Source organism: Actinoallomurus sp. NPDC052274 (assembly GCF_040679475.1).
GTDB lineage: Bacteria > Actinomycetota > Actinomycetes > Streptosporangiales > Streptosporangiaceae > Actinoallomurus > Actinoallomurus liliacearum.
In genome coordinates this window covers 115,148-134,818 of record NZ_JBFAUT010000008.1, presented here as the reverse complement: position 1 = coordinate 134,818, position 19,671 = coordinate 115,148, and the positions used below count along the sequence as shown (strand labels likewise).

At 72.4% G+C, this 19,671-nt stretch carries 16 protein-coding genes; 3 read left to right on the top strand and 13 right to left on the bottom strand.

Features of this window, described 5'->3' with window-relative positions; genetic code table 11:
- Position 1 precedes the first annotated feature (1 nt).
- From AB0K82_RS09945 to AB0K82_RS09925, 5 genes are all read right to left on the bottom strand, one after another.
- Positions 2–2,155 (bottom strand): FUSC family protein, encoded by a 2,154-nt coding sequence (locus AB0K82_RS09945; RefSeq protein WP_364394893.1) that lies wholly within the window; start codon positions 2,153–2,155, stop codon positions 2–4.
- A gap of 65 nt (positions 2,156–2,220) precedes the next feature.
- Positions 2,221–2,691 (bottom strand): histidine phosphatase family protein, encoded by a 471-nt coding sequence (locus AB0K82_RS09940; RefSeq protein WP_364394891.1) that lies wholly within the window; start codon positions 2,689–2,691, stop codon positions 2,221–2,223.
- Between the two features lie 282 nt (positions 2,692–2,973).
- Positions 2,974–5,364 (bottom strand): sodium-translocating pyrophosphatase, encoded by a 2,391-nt coding sequence (locus tag AB0K82_RS09935; protein ID WP_364394889.1) that lies wholly within the window; start codon positions 5,362–5,364, stop codon positions 2,974–2,976.
- A gap of 408 nt (positions 5,365–5,772) precedes the next feature.
- Positions 5,773–6,204, bottom strand: coding sequence for an ATP-binding protein (locus tag AB0K82_RS09930; protein ID WP_364394887.1), 432 nt, complete (start codon positions 6,202–6,204; stop codon positions 5,773–5,775).
- Positions 6,205–6,210: 6 nt separating this feature from the next.
- Positions 6,211–6,606 (bottom strand): STAS domain-containing protein, encoded by a 396-nt coding sequence (locus AB0K82_RS09925; protein WP_364394885.1) that lies wholly within the window; start codon positions 6,604–6,606, stop codon positions 6,211–6,213.
- Positions 6,607–6,890: 284 nt separating this feature from the next.
- Between AB0K82_RS09925 and AB0K82_RS09920 the strand changes: the two genes are divergently transcribed.
- The 3 genes from AB0K82_RS09920 to AB0K82_RS09910 all read left to right on the top strand — a co-directional run bounded on the left by AB0K82_RS09920 (position 6,891) and on the right by AB0K82_RS09910 (position 11,233).
- Positions 6,891–9,158: a DEAD/DEAH box helicase gene (locus tag AB0K82_RS09920; RefSeq protein WP_364395053.1), complete on the top strand. Its 2,268-nt coding sequence runs from the start codon at positions 6,891–6,893 to the stop codon at positions 9,156–9,158.
- 72 nt (positions 9,159–9,230) lie between these two features.
- Positions 9,231–9,599 (top strand): hypothetical protein, encoded by a 369-nt coding sequence (locus tag AB0K82_RS09915; protein WP_364394883.1) that lies wholly within the window; start codon positions 9,231–9,233, stop codon positions 9,597–9,599.
- A gap of 437 nt (positions 9,600–10,036) precedes the next feature.
- Entirely contained in the window at positions 10,037–11,233 is a 1,197-nt protein-coding gene (locus tag AB0K82_RS09910; protein WP_364394881.1) for an FAD-dependent monooxygenase, read from the top strand.
- Between the two features lie 356 nt (positions 11,234–11,589).
- Here AB0K82_RS09910 and AB0K82_RS09905 read toward each other — a convergent pair whose 3' ends face one another.
- The 8 genes from AB0K82_RS09905 to ssd all read right to left on the bottom strand — a co-directional run bounded on the left by AB0K82_RS09905 (position 11,590) and on the right by ssd (position 19,087).
- Positions 11,590–12,402 (bottom strand): hypothetical protein, encoded by an 813-nt coding sequence (locus tag AB0K82_RS09905; protein ID WP_364394879.1) that lies wholly within the window; start codon positions 12,400–12,402, stop codon positions 11,590–11,592.
- A gap of 529 nt (positions 12,403–12,931) precedes the next feature.
- Positions 12,932–13,372: an Rv3654c family TadE-like protein gene (locus AB0K82_RS09900; protein ID WP_364395051.1), complete on the bottom strand. Its 441-nt coding sequence runs from the start codon at positions 13,370–13,372 to the stop codon at positions 12,932–12,934.
- Between the two features lie 216 nt (positions 13,373–13,588).
- Complete coding sequence (locus tag AB0K82_RS09895) at positions 13,589–13,942, bottom strand: TadE family type IV pilus minor pilin (protein ID WP_364394877.1); 354 nt, start codon at positions 13,940–13,942, stop codon at positions 13,589–13,591.
- Between the two features lie 458 nt (positions 13,943–14,400).
- A complete protein-coding gene (locus AB0K82_RS09890; RefSeq protein ID WP_345365978.1) occupies positions 14,401–14,595 on the bottom strand; it encodes a DUF4244 domain-containing protein in 195 nt (64 codons plus the stop codon).
- Positions 14,596–14,880: 285 nt separating this feature from the next.
- On the bottom strand, positions 14,881–15,462 hold the full coding sequence (locus AB0K82_RS09885; protein ID WP_364394875.1) for a type II secretion system F family protein: 582 nt from the start codon (positions 15,460–15,462) through the stop codon (positions 14,881–14,883).
- A 660-nt stretch (positions 15,463–16,122) separates the two neighbouring features.
- A complete protein-coding gene (locus AB0K82_RS09880) occupies positions 16,123–16,860 on the bottom strand; it encodes a type II secretion system F family protein (RefSeq protein WP_364394873.1) in 738 nt (245 codons plus the stop codon).
- Positions 16,857–18,011, bottom strand: coding sequence for a TadA family conjugal transfer-associated ATPase (locus tag AB0K82_RS09875; RefSeq protein ID WP_364394871.1), 1,155 nt, complete (start codon positions 18,009–18,011; stop codon positions 16,857–16,859). Before AB0K82_RS09875 ends, AB0K82_RS09880 begins: the two co-directional genes overlap by 4 nt.
- The gene (gene ssd / locus AB0K82_RS09870) at positions 18,008–19,087 is read right to left on the bottom strand and encodes a septum site-determining protein Ssd (protein ID WP_364394869.1); all 1,080 of its coding nucleotides are present in this window, start codon (positions 19,085–19,087) and stop codon (positions 18,008–18,010) included. Before ssd ends, AB0K82_RS09875 begins: the two co-directional genes overlap by 4 nt.
- Positions 19,088–19,671: the final 584 nt, after the last annotated feature.

Below are 19,671 nucleotides of genomic sequence, written 5' to 3'. Positions count from 1 at the left end.
CTCAGGGAGTCGCGTCGCTCAGGACGGCCTGACGGAGGCGTTCGGCGTCGGAGGCGAGGCCGCGCAGCGCGTGCCGGGCGGCGGCGACCTGGACCAGTGAGCGGCGCAGCGTCGTGACCGCGTCCGTTCCCACGTCGTCCAGCTCGACGCGGCGGCGGCGGGTCAGCTCGGCCAGGTGCCGGTCGAACTCCTCCAGGAGGTCGTCCAGCCGCAGTTCGGCGACCGCGCCGTCGGGGGACAGCAGGGCGTCCGCGCTCTCGTCGAGTTGGTCGGCGACCCGTTCGAGGATGGCGGGCAGCGGGCCGGCGTCCGTACGGTCCTCCCAGAGCGTGCCGACGGCCTGCACGTCGTCGCGCAGCCGCCGGGCGATCGACGTGGCGTCGAGCAGCCGCCGGACCAGCTCCGCCGGTGGCGCCGGCTCGTGCCCGAGCCTGGTCGCCGACTCCTCGACGTCGGCGGCCGCCGCCGCGGCGTCCTCCATCCGCCTGCGGACGGAGGACTCGGCCTCGCCGTCGAAGCGCGCCGCGACGGCCCTGGCCAGCCCGGCGTGCGTCCGCATCAGGCGGGCCAACCGTCCGGGCAGGAGGCCGATCGTGCCGGCCGGCCAGAGGACGCGGGCGGCGGCCAGCGCGAACAGCCCGCCCACGACCGTCAGCCCGATCCGCCATCCGGCGGCGGACCAGCTCATCGGGGCGGAGTAGTCGATCAGCAACATGATCATCGGCGTGGCGACGGCCATCCAGTGCCCGTGGTTCACCGGCCGCACCGTGAACCCGAGGGCCGCTCCGATGAAGACCAGCACGATCAGCGTGGCCTGGTGCGGCACGAGCGCGAGGGCCAGCGCGGCGACGATCGCGCCGATCGCCGTGCCGCCGATCCGCTTCACGACCCGCGTCACCGTGTCGCCGTACGAGTCGCGCAGGCTGGCGACGACCGTGATGGTCAGCCAGTGGCCGTGCGTCAGGTGCAGCCAGGTGGTGAGGGCCATGGCGACGGCGATCGCCACCCCCATGCGCGTGGAGTGCCGGAAGCCGGGCGAGCGCGTACGGACGCCCTCGGTGAAGCGGGTCCAACCGCCCGTCGGGCGTTCGGGGAGGCGCGGCGAGTCGATCCCGATCTTCAGGCCGGGGGCGATGATCTCCCGGGCGCCGTCGACGGTCGCGGCCATCCGGCCGATCGACTGCCGGACCTGCACGATGAGCGCCGTCCGTACCAGGTCGTCCGGGAGCCATGCCTGGCGCACCTCCTCGCTGACCCGGGCGAACCGGTGCAGCGCGACCGGCTGGTCCGCGCCGAGCGGTGTGCCGCCGCCCGCCTCGATCCCTCCGGCGACCAGCCGCAGCCGGGCGGCGATCGCGGCGACGGCGACCCGGCGCTCGCGCTCCCACTCCTCGGGCGGGGACGTCTGCCGCGCGGCCTCGAGGTGCGTGCGCAGCGCGACGGCCTCGTCCATGACGCGGTTGAACGCGTCGATCAGCCGCCGCGGACGCTGCTCGTCGTCCCGCCCGCCCGACAGGTACAGCCCGTACGTCGCCCGGGCCTTCCTGATCTCGTCGTACGCCTGGCGACGCCGCCGCTCCCACTCGTCGGCCCGCAGCTCCGGCTCGGCCAGGAGGTCCAGCGCGAAGGCCACCGAGCCACCCGCCTCCGCGAGCGCCGTGCGCAGCGGCTGCAGGCGGTGGGTGAGCAGGGGAACGACCATGAGCAGGGAGACGAACAGCCCGCCGAGCATCTCCAGGAAGCCGTTGAACAGCACCGGGCTGCCCGCCGGCCGGACCGTCGCGGCGATCAAGACCAGTGTCGCCGTCACGCCCAGCCAGGGGACGGCCACGGCCACCGCCGCGACGACGGGCACGACGACCACCGCGAGCACGGGATGACCGGCCAGCAGGCCGCCGAGCACGGAGAAGCCCGTCACCACCAGGACCGCCGCGAGCAGCGCGCGGGCGCGGGCGCCGTACGGGCCCTGGGGCGTGGTGTTGACCACGAAGAAGGCCCCGAGAGCCGCCACTCCGCCCTGAGCCGGATGCCCGGTCACCGTCCCGATCACCAGCGGGACGGCGATGCCGATGGAGGCCACCACGCCGTACATCGGCGACGCGCGCCCCTCGGACTCCGCGTACGTCTCCCGCAGCCAGGCAAGCGACGACCGCAAAATACGCCCCTCCGTCCGAGTCCTCCCGCAGTAAGCGTACGAAAGGCCGGGTAATCGGAGGCGGGTCAGCGGGTGCGCGGGGTCCAGTACGCGGTGAGGCGGCCGGCGCCCGGCCAGAGGTCGGACCAGTCTCCGTCGAAGTCGATGACCGCCGTGGCCGACGTCGGGAAGCCCTCCCCCGCAGCGCCCCCGAGGTCGAGCACCAGCCGGTGCATCGAGGGGTTGTGGCCGACGAGCAGGAGCGTGGCCGGCTCGTCGGGCCGAGCCCGCAGCAGGTCGAGAATCGCCTCGGGATCGTTGTCGTACACCCGGTCGTCGAACTCGACGGGGGCGTCGATCCGGAGCTCCTCGAGGGTCTGCCGGGTGCGCACGGCGGGCGAGCAGATCACGTGGTCGGGTACGCGTCCGGCCGCGCGGAGCTCGTCGCCCGCGGCCCGCGCGTCGCGCCGGCCGCGGGAGGTGAGCGGGCGCTCGAAGTCCGGCGTGCCCAGGGGAGAGTCGGCCTTGGCGTGCCGCAGCACGATCAGCGTGGGCATCAGTGCGGGGAGAAGATGACGGCGATCAGCATGATCACCAGAACGATCGCGACCATCACGCCGACGAGGATCGCGAACCCCTTCGCGCCGGACGGCTGGGACTTCTGCATGCCTCCAGTCTGCCGCCTCCCCGCAGTGCCCCGACCACACCCCGCCCCCTGGCCGCAGACGCACCGGTCAGGGGCCGCGGCGCGAGGGCCTCATCCTGCCCGTACACGCGGAGAGGGCCGGACGGTGATCCGTCCGGCCCCCTCTGCCCTCTTCACAGAGTGGCTGATGCGGTCACGACGCCTTGGCCGACGCGGCCTCCTCGTCCGTGTCCTCCGCGCCGCCCGGCGCCTTCGCGCCGCTCTCGACGGCCGGCTCGGCCTCCCCGCCGATGGAGGAGGCCCGCCGCTTCGAGACGACGATCGCGCCGACGATGATGCCGACCGAAACGACGGTGACGACGACCCGCAGAACGGTGTTCGCGGCGTACGTGACGACGGCCTGGGCGATCAGCAGCGACACGAGGTTCATCACCTTGATCAGCGGGTTGATCGCCGGGCCCGCGGTGTCCTTGAACGGGTCGCCGACCGTGTCGCCGATGACCGTGGCCGCGTGCGCCTCCGAACCCTTGCCGCCGAGGTTGCCCTCCTCGACGAGCTTCTTGGCGTTGTCCCAGGCGCCACCGGAGTTGGACAGGAACACCGCCATCAGGGCGCCGGCCGCGATCGCACCCGCGAGGTAGGCGCCGAGCGGCGCGTACCCGAGCGCGAAGCCGACCGCGATCGGCGTCATGATCGCCAGCAGACCGGGCGTGGCCAGCTCGCGCTGCGCGTCGGCGGTGCAGATGCTGACCACGCGGTCGTAGTCGGGCTTCTCGGTGAAGTCCATGATCCCGGGCTTGGTGCGGAACTGCTCGCGCACCTCGACCACGACGCGTCCGGCCGCGCGGCCGACCGCCATGATCGCCAGACCGGAGAACAGGAACACCACCGAGGCGCCGATGATCAGACCGATCAGGACGTTCGGGTTGTCGACGCCCAGGTTGAAGGTCTGGAACGTCGGGCCGAGGGCCTTCTTGACGCTGTCGCTCGCACCGGTCAGCTCGTTGACCACCGTCGTGCGGAACGAGCCGAACAGCGCGGTCGCCGCGAGCACCGCGGTGGCGATGGCGATGCCCTTGGTGATCGCCTTCGTGGTGTTGCCGACCGCGTCGAGGCTCTCCAGCACGCCGGCGGCCTCGCCCTCGACGTCGCCGGACATCTCCGCGATGCCCTGCGCGTTGTCGGACACCGGGCCGAACGTGTCCATCGAGACGATCACGCCGACCGTGGTGAGCAGACCCGTGCCGGCCAGCGCGACCGCGAACAGCGCGACGGTCGTGTTGTCGAACCCGAGCAGGAACGCGCCGTACACGGCGGCGGCGATCACCAGCGCGGTGTAGACGGCCGACTCCAGGCCGAGCGAGATGCCCGACAGGATGACGGTCGCCGGGCCCGTACGGGCGCTGTCGGTGGTCTCCCTGACCGGACGGCGGTTGGTCTCGGTGAAGTAGCCGGTGAGCAACTGGATGGCGCTGGCCAGCACGATGCCGATCAGCACGGCGCCGAGCGCGACCCAGCGCGGGTCGACGTCGGCGAGGTTCGAGTCGCCGGTGATCGAGGCGTTGGCCCCGTGCAGCTTGGCGAACGAGTCGGGCAGGTACAGGAACGTCGCCACGGCGACCGCGACCGCGGAGATGACCGCCGAGATGAAGAAGCCGCGGTTGATCGCGCTCATGCCCGACCGGTCTTTGGCCCGCGGCGCGACCGCGAAGATGCCGATCACCGCGGTGATCACGCCGATCATCGGCACGATCAGCGGAAAGACCAGCCCCTCGGTGCCGAACGCCACCCGGCCGAGGATGAGGCTCGCGACGAGCGTGACGGCGTACGACTCGAACAGGTCGGCCGCCATGCCGGCGCAGTCACCGACGTTGTCGCCCACGTTGTCGGCGATCGTCGCCGCGTTGCGCGGGTCGTCCTCCGGGATGCCCTGCTCGACCTTGCCGACGAGGTCCGCGCCGACGTCGGCCGCCTTGGTGAAGATGCCGCCACCGACCCGCATGAACATCGCGAGCAGCGCGGCCCCGAATCCGAAGCCCTCGAGCACGCCCGGGGCCTTGCCCTTGTAGGCGAACACGACGACGGCGGCGCCGAACAGGCCCAGGCCGACGGTGAACATTCCGGCGACGCCGCCGGTGCGGAAGGCGATCCGCATCGCGAGTTTCTCGCCGGTCTCGCGCGCCGCCGCCGCGACCCGGACGTTGCCTCGCACGGCGAGCCACATTCCGGTGAACCCGGTAATGCCGGAGAACAGCGCGCCGACGACGAAGAACACCGATCTACCGATCTTCACCCCGGTCGTCTCCGCCGGAAGCAGGAGCAGCAGGAACGGAATGATGACCACGAAGATGCCGACCGTACGGAACTGGCGCTTGAGGTACGCCAGCGCGCCCTCTTGCACCGCCGTTGCGATGCTCTGCATCTTCTCGGTGCCCTGGCTCGCGGCGAGTACCTCGCGAACCAAGACGCCTGCGACAGCCAGTGCCAACAAGGCGATCACGCCGACAACGACCACCAGACTGAGGTCGCTGCCGCCGAGACTCACCTCCGCACTGGCCTGGGCGGGCGGGTGAAGCCCAGACATGCATCCTCCTCGACAGCCGCGTTCGATCCGATCGCCCCAGGGGTGACCGGCCACCGCCACGCGTCGGGCGGGGCAATGGTGCCGGGAGTCTACGCAGGCGTAGCCGGAATTAGAAGCCTGCTCGGTTGCTTAACGGTAATGCGACCGAGATGTGACACTCGCTGCACCAGAAATTAATACTACGCGGTTAGTCAGAGGCATCTTCGCTGGTCAAAGCGGACTTACGCGGCGATCCACTTCTTGACCAAAAAGCTGTCCATAAGCGGCGATCAGGGGATTAGGGCCGCGAAAACTGGGAAAAGTGTAGTGCCCGTATAAAGCAGAAGCCCCCGGAGTCGCGTATCACGCGACCCCGGGGGCGAAGCCTTCATGCCGGCCGATGCCCGTCCGACCGACGGATCGGGCCGGTCAGTCCTTCTTGACCGGCCAGCTCATTGTGATCTCGACTCCGGACGGCGTCGAAGCGATGTCCACGTCGTCGGCCAGCCCCGCGATGACGGCGAACCCCAGATTGAGGTCGCCGTTCAGCTCCGTGAGGTCGACCGGCCCCGTGCCGCCGTTACGCGTCGGATCGTCGTCGGGCACCCGGTCGGTGACCACGACCACGAACCGATCCCCGCCGTCCCGCAGCTCCACCCGGACGGGCTCTTCCGGGCACTGCTGCCGATGGGCCTCCACCGCTCGGGAGCAGGCCTCGCCGACCGCCAACCGCACCTCGTCGAGCAACGATTCTTCGACCCCGCCCCGCCGGGCGACGGCGGTCGCGATCAACCGGGCGGTGCGGACATGAGCCGGGAGGGGACTGAACGCGAGCTCGACGGTGGCTGTCTCGGGCGCCATCCGACCCTACTTCTGCTTCTTGCGGTGCTCTCGCGCGTCGTCGACCGAGTCGAAGATGCCGAAGACCTTGGTCAGGCCGGTGATCCGGAAAATCTTCAGGATGCGCTCCTGCGTGCAGACGAGCTCCAGCGAGCCGTCGTGCGCCCGAACCCGCTTGAGCCCGCCGACCAGAACCCCGAGGCCGGTGGAGTCGAGGAACTCGACCTTCTCCATGTCGACGAGGAGGTGGTACTTGCCCTTGTTCACCAGGTCGATGAGCTTCTCGCGGAGTTTCGGCGCGGTGTAGACGTCGATCTCTCCCTCCACGTTGATGACGGTGAGGTCATCGTCGGTGGTGTAGTCGTTCACCTTCAGGATCCACAGATCCTCCTGCGCCGTGCCGCGTATGGAAGTCGGGGCCATGGAACCCCGCCGTGATTCAACCACGCTCCGCCATCGTGTCTACACGAAATCACCACACAGGGCGACCCCGCCCAGCGTGGCGTATGCCTCGTGCGAGCAGGGGGTAGGCACGTGACGGCCCAAGCGTTGTGCCCAGGATGCCAGACTGGAAACCTCCGCATGGCGAACCACTTTCAACCGAAGGGGTGACGCAGGCCATAGAGACGGACTCCGCCTTCCCCTCCGACCGCGACGCCCCGTCGGCCGCGCGCGGCCGTGCCGCCCCGGACGGGCGCGCCCCGCTGATCCTGCGCCGCCTGCTCGACGACCCTCGCCGCCGCGGTCGCATCACCCATGTCCAGAGCGTTCCCGCAGGCGACGGCCGTACCGCCGACTGGCCCGCGTGGGCGCCGCCGCTCCTGGTCGACCGGCTGCGCCTGGCCGGCGTCGACCGCCCGTGGGAGCACCAGGTCAAGGCGGCCGAGCTCGCCCACGAGGGCAGGTCTGTGATCATCGCCACCGGGACCGCCTCGGGCAAGTCGCTCGCCTACCTGCTGCCCGCCCTCCAGGGCGTGTTCGACGGCGGCTCGGTGCTCTACCTCACCCCGACCAAGGCCCTGGCCGCCGACCAGCTCCGCTCGCTGCGCGGCCTGAAGCTCGCCCGGCTGCGGGCGGCGACCTTCGACGGCGACACCCCGGCCGACGAGCGCGCCTGGGTCCGGCAGTACGCCGACTACGTCCTCACCAACCCCGACATGCTGCACCGCACGGTCCTGCCCGGCCACGCGCGCTGGGCGCCGTACCTGCGCCGGCTCCGCTACGTCATCGTGGACGAGGCGCACGGCTACCGCGGGGTGTTCGGCTCCCACGTCGCGCAGATCCTGCGCCGGCTGCGGCGCGTCTGCGCCCGGTACGGCGCCGAGCCGGTGTTCATCCTGGCCTCGGCGACCGCGTCGGATCCCGGCCTGTCCGCGTCCCGGCTGACCGGCGTGGACGTGGCGGAGGTGGCGGAGGACACCTCACCGCGCGGCGCGACGTCGTTCGCGCTCTGGGAGCCGCCGCTGACCGACCTGCGCGGCGAGCAGGGCGCCCCCGTACGCCGCACGGCCACCGCCGAGGCCGCCGACCTGCTCGCCGACCTGGTGATCGAGGACGTGCAGACGCTGGCGTTCGTACGCTCGCGGCGCGGCGCGGAGGCCGTCGCGCTCGGCGCCAAACGGGCCCTCGAGGAGATCGCTCCGGACCTGCCCGCCCGCGTCGCCGCGTACCGCGCGGGGTACCTGCCGGAGGAGCGGCGCGCGCTGGAGAAGGCGCTGCGCTCCCGGGAGCTCGTCGGGCTCGCCTCGACCAACGCCCTCGAACTCGGCGTCGACGTCTCCGGCCTCGACTCGGTCATCATCTGCGGCTGGCCGGGCACGCGCGCGTCGCTGTGGCAGCAGGCCGGCCGCGCGGGCCGCTCCGGCCAGGACGCCCTCGCCGTCCTCATCGCCCGCGACGACCCTCTCGACACCTATCTCGTGCACCACCCATCGGCGATCTTCGGTACGCCCGTCGAGGCGACCGTCCTCGACCCCGACAACCCGTACGTCCTCGCCCCACACCTGTGCGCCGCGGCCGCCGAGCTTCCGCTGACCGAGAAGGACCTGCCGCTGTTCGGCCCGTCGACCGGGGAGATCCTGCCCGATCTCGTACGCCGGGGGATGCTCCGGCACCGGCCCACCGGGTGGTACTGGACCAAGCGCGAGCGGGCCACCGACCTCGCCGACATCCGCGGCGCCGGCGGACCGCCCGTCCAGGTCGTCGAGGCCGCGACCGGACGCCTGCTCGGCACGGTCGACGAGCCGTCCGCGCACACGACCGTCCATCAGGGCGCCGTCTACCTCCACCAGGGCGAGTCGTACGTCGTCCAGACCCTCGACCTGGACGACTCGGTGGCGCTGGTGGAGGCTGCCGACCCCGACTACACGACAACCGCCCGTGACGTCACCGACATCTCGATCCTGGAGACCCTCCGGTCGACGTCCTGGGGCGAGGCGACCCTCTGCTTCGGCACCGTCGAGGTCACCCAGCAGGTCGTCTCGTACCAGATGCGCCGCCTCGCCAGCGGCGAGGTCCTCGGCGAACGCCCGCTCGAACTCCCGCCGCGCACGCTCCGCACCCGGGCGGTCTGGTGGACGCTGCCCGACGAGGCCCTGCGCGTGCTGGGCGACGCCGACGTGGGCGGGTCCGCGCACGCCGCCGAGCACGCCTCGATCGGCCTGCTGCCACTGTTCGCCACCTGCGACCGCTGGGACATCGGCGGCGTCTCCACGGCACTGCACCCCGACACCGGCCGCATGACGGTGTTCGTCTACGACGGACACGACGGCGGCGCGGGCTTCGCCGAACGCGGCTACGAACAGGCCGGGCGCTGGCTCCGCTCGACCCGTGAGGCGATCGCCGACTGCGAGTGCGAGCACGGGTGCCCCTCCTGCATCCAGTCGCCGAAGTGCGGCAACGGGAACGACCCCCTCGACAAGCAGGGCGCGCTCGACCTGCTCGACGCCCTGCTGAAGCAGGCCCCGCCCCGCTGAAGCAGGCCCCGCCCCGCTGATCGAACCGACTCGACTCTTGCGACCACCACGCTGATCACGCCCGCCCGACTCTTGCGGTCCGAGAACTCATCACCCGCCTCGATCGACATCTTCGGCCAGCACGTGCCGGGCGTGCAGACCGAGGGACAGGTCTTCGCCGCAGGCGTCCTGGTGGCGTTCGTGTTCATGCTGGGCATGGGCCTGGCGTTCCTGACGCTGAACCGGGCGCTGCGCGTCCGCCGCGAGCTCCGTGACCTGCGAGAGGAGCACCGCGAGTCGATCAGCACGCTGGAGATGGAGAAGCAGCGGCTGCAGCGCGAACTCGCCCGCGCCCGCGGTGCCGCCGGAGAGACGGCCACCACCGCGGACGACATCCGCGTCGCCGGCCGCCCGGCCCCCGACCGCGACCCGGTCTCCTCCTTCTCCGACCGCACCGACTGACCCCTCCGCCCCACGGCCGCCCCCGTACAGCCGCCGCTCCCGGCACTCGCACGAAAGTCTCGGTGAAGCCGCGCCGCGACGACCAGCTCGCCCTGCTTTCGGGGCGATTGAGAGCCGGCGCGGACGGCGATCACCGAGACTTTCGCCCCTCCTCCCGACGCGCGCCGTCCAGGGCAGTACGCCGGGCCTGGCGAGGCCGGACGAAACGCTCGGAGATCGCGCGCCACAGCGGGTGATACGCCCCGCTCAGTCGGGACTCCTGACTAGGCGGGAGGCCGATCGCCGAGCGTCGGGTACGGTGCGCGACCCTGTTGGTGCGCGCCGGATCGGTCCGGCTCCCTGCCGGCGTCTCGTCCGGTGGCGTCGGACGTCCCGGCTCGGGAACGGACGGCTGGGCAGAGGCGAGGTGACCCCACGCCCGTGGGGAAGGAGGCCGGATGGACGGCAGCGCGCTCGGCGGCGCGGCGAGCGGACGCAAGGCGATCGTGGTCGGCGGCGGCATCGGCGGCCTGGCAGCGGCCATCGCGCTGCACCGCCGAGGTTGGCAGGTGGAGATCCTCGAGCGGGCCGCGACGTTCGGTGAGATCGGGGCCGGATTGTCGCTGTGGCCCAATGGCGTACGCGCGCTGGACGCGCTCGGCCTCGGCGACCAGGTCCGCGAGCGCACCCTCACCGAGACCGAAGGCGGCATCCGCGACATGACCGGCCGGTGGTTGTCGCGAACGGACGTCCAGGAGTTGGAGCGCCGGTACGGCCCGGTGGTCGCGGTCCACCGCGCTCACCTGCTCGAGATTCTGCGCGAGGCCGTGCCGGCCACGGCGCTGCGCACGGGCACCGAGGTCAGCGGGGTCGGAATCGATGGTCCGCAGATCGAGGTGCGGCACAGCGCGGGAACGTCACGGAGTGATCTCCTGGTGGGCGCCGACGGCATCCGCAGCGTCGTCCGGCGCTCCCTGTGGCCGGGGCACCCGGACCCCCGCTATGCCGGATACACGGCTTGGCGCGTGATCGTCGACACGGGTCGCCCCCTCACGTCGGGCGGTGAGACCTGGGGGCGCGGCGAACGCGTGGGCATCGTGCCGCTCGCCGACGGTACGACGTACCTGTTCGGTGCCGCGAGCGCCCCCGAAGGACAGCGCAGCCCCGACGGCGAACTGGCGGAGATGCGGCGGCGCTTCAACGGCTGGCACGCGCCGATCCCCGAACTCCTGGCGGCCGCCTCCGAGGACGCGGTCATGCGCCATGACATCTACCACCTGCCGCCACTGCCTACCTTCGTCCGGGGAACGACGGCGCTGCTCGGCGACGCCGCACACGCGATGACACCGGACATGGGACAGGGCGCCAACCAGGCGCTGGAGGACGCCGTCACCCTCGCCGCGATGCTCGCCGCACACCCGACCATCGAGTCGGCGCTCGCTGCCTACGACCGCCGGCGCCGCGCCCGCGCCCAGATGATCGCGCGCCGGTCCCGCCTGATCGGAACCGTCGCGCAGTGGAGCTGGTCTCCGGCCGCGACGGTTCGGGACTGGGTCGTCCGCCTGAGCCCGTCGGCGTCCATACTGAAGGCCCTGGACTCCGCCCTCACCTGGAGCCCACCGACTCCGGATGCCACCGGAGCCGACCGGCCGTAGATCCCGTGCTCGGACCGTCTTGAGCGCCCGGCCGCGCCGCCGGCACCTGCCGCCGGCGGCGGATGGCGACGCCGACGCATGAACCCGCAGCGACGAAGGCGACGAGCCCTCACCGGCAGCAGCGCCCCACGGGACAGAGCCCGTGGGGCGTTCAGCGGCGGCAGAGGCCCGTGGGACTCTGAGGGTCAGCGACCGCAGAGAACCAAGAGACCATTAGGCGCGGCAGCGACCCATTTCACCGTTAGCCGCGGCAGGGCCAAGAGGCCCTCCCTCAGTGGCGGCAGAGACGCACCGCCTCATCAACTGGCGGCAGAGACGCACCGCCTCTTCAACTGGCGGCAGGGACGCACGGGCTCTCAGCGGCGACGACGACGCCCGCGGTAGCCACGACGAGCCGGCGTGGCCTCCTCGGCGGCGGTGGGAGATGATTTCTCCGCCGCCGACCCGTCCGAAGACGCCTGCGTCGCCTCCGCCGTAGCAGCGGACTCGGTGGCCGCAGCCGTCTCGGCGGCGCCCGACTCACTCGTCCCGGTCGGCGTGCCGGTCTGGGCGACGCCGGACGAGGTGGTTCCCGCGGTGGCGAGCTCGGTGATCGGTGGCCTTCTCCGGCGCCGCCCGGCGGCGGGACCCCGACCACGCGTGCTCTTCCCGGCGGGGCCGGTCTGTACGGCGCGAGCCTCCGCCGCGAGACGCTGGCGGCGGGACCACATGCCGAAGTGCGCCGAGAGCAGCAGGAGCACCAGCGCGGCCGCGATGCTCTGGCCCCATTTGACCGGGGTGGTCGCGGAGGCGTCACCGGCCTGGATCTGCTTGGCGGCCGGCGCGGCGATCTGCGGATCCGGAGTGGGGTACTGGAACCCGACCCCGGAGCCGTTCGGCGCCAGCGACGGCAGGCTGAACGGCGAGTTGTTGCTGCTCGAGGGCTGCGTCCCCGGAACGCCTGTCGTACCGCTGCCGGAATCCGTGCCGGTGGGCAGGTTCGGAACCGAACCCGGAGCGGTCGGGTCACTCCCGGACTTCGGGCTCTTGCTCGGCGTCTTGGAGTGCGTCGGCGTCGGCTTAGCCTCCGTCGCCCGGGCTTTCACGGAGAATCCGCTGGTGTCATACGTGCACTTGGTGATGTCCCCGACGACGCTCAGGGTGAAGTATCCGGCTTCGGAGACCTTCACATCACCCGCGATAGTGCCGTTGCCGGTACGTGATCCGACCTGCTGATCGATGCCGGGCCCGGAGATCTGTAGATGCGCCGAGAGCATTCCTTTGACCGTGGCGCTCACGTGGACACTCGACCCCGCCGTAACCGGTCCGGAGGGAGGGCTGATCGATGCGCTCCCCAGCAACGAGCAGGGACTCGCAGCGTTCGCGGAGCCGCTGATGCCGAGCGTGATGGCGGCCGTGGCCAGGGGAGTCATCAGGGCGACAGTGGCGACCTTGCCGACCTTCCTCAAGACGCCGTCCCTTCGTCGACACTCTTCCGTCGCCCCGGTCTGCTGAACTCCGGCGGCGACTTTCAGCCCTTGCTCGGGAACGACCCCGCGGTGAACGCGTGTCGGCCGTTCCGAGTGACTGTAGGGCTTTTCGAGGCTGGTGGGGGTAATTGTTCGCAGCAGCTTATCGGACACTAGCTCCAATAGTGTCACCGATCAATACCGAAACATGCAGGGCAGGGCAGGAGATCTCTGGATACTTGTGAGGGGTTCAACGAGGCGAAGCCCAGCGGGTGACGGTCGAAGCCGGGAAATCGGGGACGGAGCCTGAATCGTCATCGACCGGCCCGGCGCGTGCCCGCGCGGTGGCGGTCAGCCGGCCCATTCGCGGAAGGGCGCCGACGCGGGCGGTGACGATGACATCGACGACCCGGCCGCGGAACGCGCACCGCCGGAGCAACGCTTCCGAGGCGCGGGCGACTCGTGCGGCCAGCTCGCAGGCGTGTTCGGATCCCTCGGCCACATGGGCCGCCGCGGCGAGGGCCGCCAGGTCGGCGGCGGCGTCCGCGCGATGCCGTGCGACACGCGCCCCGCCCACCGCCATCGCCATGACGGCCACCGACCACACGGCTCCGATCAACGCGACCATCCACACAGTGCCCGACCCCCGATCGCCACGGCCCGCCCTCCGGACACGCCACCCGCTCCTCAGCGGAAAGGCCTCCCGCAGCGCACGCCACCCGCTCCCCAGCGGAAAGGCCTCCCGCAGCGCACGCCGCCCAAAGCGGTGGTGCGCCGCGCTACCGGGGCGCGTGCGATCGGGAAGCGCACGTCGGTCGCGTTGCCGGATGAGCCGCATACGGTCGGACATGGTCGTCCTTCGCTGTCCTGGGCCGCGTGCGGCCGCACCGGTGACCTGGTGGAGCGGTCAATTCCGTGTAGAGATCGGTTGGCCCCCTCCCTCCGGTTCGGTGGCGGCGACGGACTGGGCTCGCAGCCGTAGCGCCGGGAACAGCCGTCGTATCGGAGAGTCGACGGTGGCTCTCACCCGCACCCGGGTGAACCGACGATCACGGTTGATCGAGACGCCCGCCCCGGGCGGTGCCGCGCGGCGAACGGCGGCACGGACCTCGGCCAGAGACTCGCCCCTGGCGGCGGCGCGGGCACCCGCTCGAGCGGCGTCCACGCACGCCACCTGCGCTGCCGCGGCGCTCACGCCCCACAGGGCGATCGCGAGGAGCAGGACCAGCGCCGGAAAGGCGACCGCTGTCTCAACCGTCACCGAGCCTCGATCCCCACGCGTCCTCGAATCACCCGGTCGCCGTCGCACCCACACCGCCGCAGCAGCCGAGCGCACGAACGACCCAGACCACCGACCGGGCCTCAAAACACCCGATCGCCGACGCCCCCACGCCGCCACAGCCGAGCGCACGGACGGCCCAGGCCACCGGCCCGGCTCTGAGCCACCTGATCGCCGAAGGCCCCGCACTACCCCTACAGCCGAGCACGCGAACGTCTCAGACGGCCAGCCTCGCTCCGAGCCACCCGATCGCCGACGCCCCCACGCCGCCACAGCCGAGCGCCCGGACGGCCCAGGCCAACGATCCGGCCTCGGCCCGCCGGCCGTCTCCTGTGTCCGCGGCCGTCCGGGGACCCGGCGAAACACCGGGCTGGAGAGCCGCGGCGACCCGGTGAGACGGCCGGATGCGCCTGGCGATGCGCGCTGCGCGCGGCGGTCGGTCACCCGACGAAGTTGAGCGCGCGATGGATGATCGTTAAGAGCATCTGCCGGACCTCGGAGCTGGTCACGATCTTGAACAGCAGGCCGGCGAACGCGGCGGCCGCCACGGTGCCCACGGCGTACTCGGCGGTGGACATGCCGTCATCGGCCTTGCGCGCCTGCCAGCGGCGCCTCAGCGCGGAAACGATGTGCATGTGGGCCCTCCTGTTCGGACGACGGACGCGAGCACGTCCGGGATCCAGCGTTGCGGAGCGCTCAGACACCCACCACATCCGAATGCGGTTCTGTGGATAACCCGTCCCCGCTGCGAGTTGGTGATGTCCCCGCCGTGGCTCTGATCCGGGTCGCGCTTCGCAGCGTCGTCATCGCCCGCCAGACCGGTCTCGTACGGCCGGGGTCATCGCCACGGTGAGGTCGGCGCCGAGGGTTTCCGTCGTCACAGCGACGGAAACCCTCGGCGCAGCGGGATAGTGCGGCGGTCAGGGCAAGAGCACGGTCGCGGCGATTCCGGCGACGGCCGGGACGATGCCGAGGAGGATAAACGCGGGAAGGAAGCACAGGCCCAGCGGCGCGACGGCTCGCACCCCTGCGGATCTGGCGCGTGACGCCGCGGCGACCCGGGCGACGCGCCGCTGGTCTCTGGCGAGGCGGGAGAGCGTCGCGGCGAGCGGTGCGCCGCCGGACGCCGCCCGGGCCGCCGCACGGCCCAGAGGCGCCAGTACGGGGTCCTGCGCGAGGGCGAGCCACTCGGCGGCAGGGTCGGCGCCCAGCCGGATACGCGCCGCCACGTAGGCCAGTTCGGCACCGAGCGGGCCGCCGACCGCACCGGCCACCGCCTCGACCGACTCGTGCCACGCACCACCGCCCCGAAGGCACGCCGCGAGTAGGTCGATCGCGATGGGCAGTTCGGCGACCACGCGGGTCCGGCGGAGGCGGGCCGCCCGCGGCTCGAGTCGCGCGAGGAGACGCATCGATCCGACCGCCACGAGCACGCCGACCACCCAGCCCACCGGGCCGCCGAGCGACAGCGCGCAGACAAGACCCGCGACGACGCTCAGCACGGGCCGGAGCCGATCTCTCGTCCCGTCCGCTGAAGCCTCCGGACCCACGTTCGCCGCACCAGAGCGGCCGGCCGCCGTGCCGGAACGGATCTCGGCGGATACCGAAGTGCTCGGTGCCCCTCCCGCCGGGTTCCTCACCGCGCGTGCGCTCCCGGCGACTGCTCCTGACCCGATCGGGGATCGGGCGCCGCCGTGCTCGTCAGGGAACAGCCTGCCCAGTCGCTTACTCGCATCGTCGGCCGAGATGACGACGAGACCGGCAACACCGGCGCAACCGATGGCGATCAGCTCAAGGAACACCGGCGGTCCCCCACAGGGCCGGCGCGCTCAAAGGCCCACCTTGTCCGTCGCATCGGCCCCGACCGGGATGCCGCTCGGGGCCGGCGCGCTCGAAGGGCCGCTTTCTCCGTCGCGACGACCCGACCGGGGTGCCGCTTGAGGCCGGCGCACTCCAAGGCCCGCCCTGTCCGTCGCATCGGCCCCGACCGGGATGCCGCTTGAGGCCGGCGCGCTCGAAGGGCCGCTTTCTCCGTCGCGACGACCCGACCGGGGTGTCGCTCGGGGCGGCGTCCGGGTTCCCGTGTCGGTGCCGGGGCTCGGCGCGGTCGGGGGATCTCGCCGCGCTCGGCATGTTTTCGGGGCGGCGTCGGCTCGGGGCCGTCACCGGGGCTCCTCGGCGGCGATGGCGAGGCGCCTGGTCCACCACAGGCCGAGGACGTCGAGGCCGGTCCCGAGCCCCAAGCACAGGGCTCCTGGCACCGTGCCGAACAGGAAGGCGAAAGGGCGTGCGCCCAGCGCGATCGCCATGAGCAGGCCGAGGAGGGGCAGCCCGGCGAGCATCCGGGCGGTCGCGCGGGGACCGGCGAGTTGCAGGGAGACCTCCTCGCGGTGCGTCTGCTCGTCGCGGAGTGCGTCGGCCAGCCCTTCGACGACGGAGGCGAGCATGCCGCCCCGGTCCATCCCGATGCGCCAGCATCCGGCGAGCAGGCGGAGACCTTCGCAGCCGGGCGCCACGGCCGCCCGGTCGAGCGACGCGGCGACGTCGTCACCCGACCGGGCGGCGGCCACGACGGACTCGAACCGGGGAATGGACGAGAGCCCCTCGGCCGCGCCGGTCAGCGCGGCGCCGGGTGGGCGTCCGGCGGCGAGCTCGGCGGCGATCCCGTCGCACAGCTCGACCACCGCCGCCCGCCGTGCCGTGACGTCTCGCCGGCCGCCGAAGAGCAGGCCCCGTACGTGGCGCAGCCGGTCGGCGGGCCGGGGCGCGGCCACCCGCTCGGCGGCCTCGCCGGCCGACCGGGTCCCCATGATCGAGGTCAACCGCAGCACGGTCGGCGGGGGCAGCGCCAGTGCCCAGACGCCCGCGAACACACAGGCCACGGCCAGCACGGCGGTCACGACCGCGGCTCCCCGAGTCGGGCGGCCAGCGCCGCGGCCCCCGGACCTTCCCGGATCTCTCCCCCTGGCCCGCAGGACACGGCGGGGACCACCTCCACCAGGCCGTCCGGCCGCCGCTGGAAGACACAGATCGCGGCCACCCGGCGGCGTCCTCCGGGCGCCTCGCGGACGAGGTGCACGACCACGTCGAGGGCCGCGGCGAGCTGGCTGTGTACGGCCTCCCGGCTGAGGCCGGCGGCGCACGCGAGGGCCTCCAGGCGGGCGGGGACGTCGGCCGGAGCATTGGCGTGCAGAGTGGCGCAACCGCCCTCGTGCCCGGTGTTCAGCGCGGCCAGCAGGTCGACGACCTCGCGCCCGCGCACCTCGCCGACCACCAGGCGGTCCGGACGCATCCGCAGAGCCTGGCGGACGAGGTCGTGGAGGGTGACGCCACCCGCGCCCTCGATGTTCGGTGGACGGGTCTCCAGGCCGATGACGTGCGGGTGCGCGGGCCTGAGCTCGGCCGAGTCCTCGACGAGGACGATGCGCTCCCCCGGGTCGGCGAGCGACAGCAAGGCCGACAGAACGGTCGTCTTGCCGGTCCCCGTGCCTCCGGTGACGAGGAACGCCAGCCGGGCGGCGACCAGGGCGTCCAGCAGGTCCGCTCCCTCCGGGGACAGGGTCCCGGCCGAGACCAGCTCGGCGAGCGTGAAGGCCCGGCGTCGCGGCAGGCGCAGCGACAGGGCGGTGCCGCCGGACGCGACCGGCGGCAACACCGCGTGCAGGCGCACTCCTCCCGGCAGTCGCGCGTCGGCGTAGGGCGCGGTGTCGTCGAGCCGGCGGCCGGCCGCGGCGGCGAGCCGCTGGGCCAGCCGCCGTACCGCGGACTCGTCCGGGAATCGTACGCGGGTCAGCCGCAGGCCGGCGCCCGTGTCGACCCAGACCTCTGCGGGGCCGTTCACCAGGACATCGGTGACATCGGGATCCCGGAGGAGCGGCTCGAGCGGCCCCGCTCCCACCAGGTCGGCCCTGACCTCATCCGCCAGGGACAGGACCTCGGTGTCGCCGAGAACGGGCTCCTCGGCCCGCAGCGCCGCCGCGATCTGGGCCGCGGTCGGGACCGCGCCCGTGCCGACGAGCCGTCCGCGGACCGCCTCGGTGAGGTCGCTCATGGCAGCCCGCCTCCCTCACCGCTCATCGGCCGGACCTGCCGGAGCTCCGTGAGGAAGCGGCGGCAGAAGCCGTCGAGCGCCCCGCCCCGGCCGGGACGGTGGCCCCGCTCGATCGCGGTGGCCAGCCGCCGGTCGGTCGCGACCACCCCCGCGAGCGGAAGGCGCAGCGACTCCGCGATGACCGCGGGTTTGAGACCGCCGGGCGCCGGACCGCGCACGACCACCCGCAGGTCGCGGGAGTAGTTGCGGACCAGGTCGGCGACGCGGTCGGCCGCCACGGTGGCGCGGACCTCGGCGGGCACCACGATCAGCGTGGAATCGGCGGCCGCCAGCACCTCGACGCCGGCGTCGGTCGGCTGGCGGGGCAGGTCGGCCACGACGAGGTCGTAGCCCCGGACGGCCGCGTCGAGCACCGACCGCATCGTCTCCGGCGAGACCGGCTCGGCCGCGCCACGGTGCCATGACAGCACGGCGAGGCCGTCACGCGCCGGCAGCGAGTCGTGGAGCGTCGCGGTGCTCAGCCGTCCTTGCCGGTCGGCGTAGTCGGACCACCTGGCCCCGGGCGTCCCCTCCGCGCCCAGGACCAGGTCGATCCCGCCGCCGAGCGGATCGCCGTCGAGCAGGAGCGTGCGCAGCCGGTGCCGGGCGGCGACACCGGCCAGCACCGCGGCCAGCACGCTCGCGCCCGCACCGCCGCGCCCTCCCAGGACGGCGACCACGGCGGCGCGTCGACGGGCCGGCTCGGCGGCCGCCGCCATCTGCTCGACCACCCAGGTCTCGCCCGCCGGCAACGCGATGACCTGCTGCGCGCCGATCTCGACCGCGAGGCGGTAGACCTCATCGCCGTCAGGCTCCGCCGCGGCGAGGATGACGCCCGGCCGTCGCTCGGGAGACGACCGGGCGAGGTCACCGGCTAAGTCGGCGCCGACGACGATGAGCGCGGCCTCGCGCCAGGCGGCCCGCGCGCTCGTGGGATCGGTGGCGAGCCGGCTCTCGACGTCCGCCGCCGTGGCCAGGCGCATCAGGTCGTCGATGAGCAGGGAGTCGGCAGAGACGATCAACACGGTCGCGGACATGGCATCTCCTCGCTTTCGCGAGATCAACCATGCGGCCCCGCTCGCCCCCTCGAAAGGCCCCTGCGCCAACCTGTGGATAACCCGGCCCCGGCGGCGTCGCGCGAACCTGAATGCCCCTGGACACGAGACGACCCCCGCCGGGGGGGAGAGCGGGGGTCGCCGGACGGTCCGGCTCCGGGGGGGTAGAGCCGGTCCCGTTTCCCGGAAGGTCTCGAAGGTCAAGCCAAGGCCGGGCGTTCGTCAGCGCACCGTAAACCCGGCGACCCCCAGTCTATGCAGATTAGACATAAAGTCGCCCGATCACTCGGAGTTCCGTCGAGTGGCGACCAATTCGTGATCATTGGCCGATCACCCAAAACGGGAGTATTCGGGCGTTTGCCACGCGGGGGGTGCGGCGAGAACGCCTGTCCTAAGCGTCTGCAGCGTAGCGGAAGGAAGCGAGATCGTTCTCCTCTGAGCCATGGTTGATTGATTCAGAGGTAGATCACACTATGTGATCAGCCTGCCGAGCCCGGCCATTCCGATCATCTCGGCGAAACCGCTCTCTTCACGGTCGATCGCTTGCTCGGGCCGCCGCCCTTCTT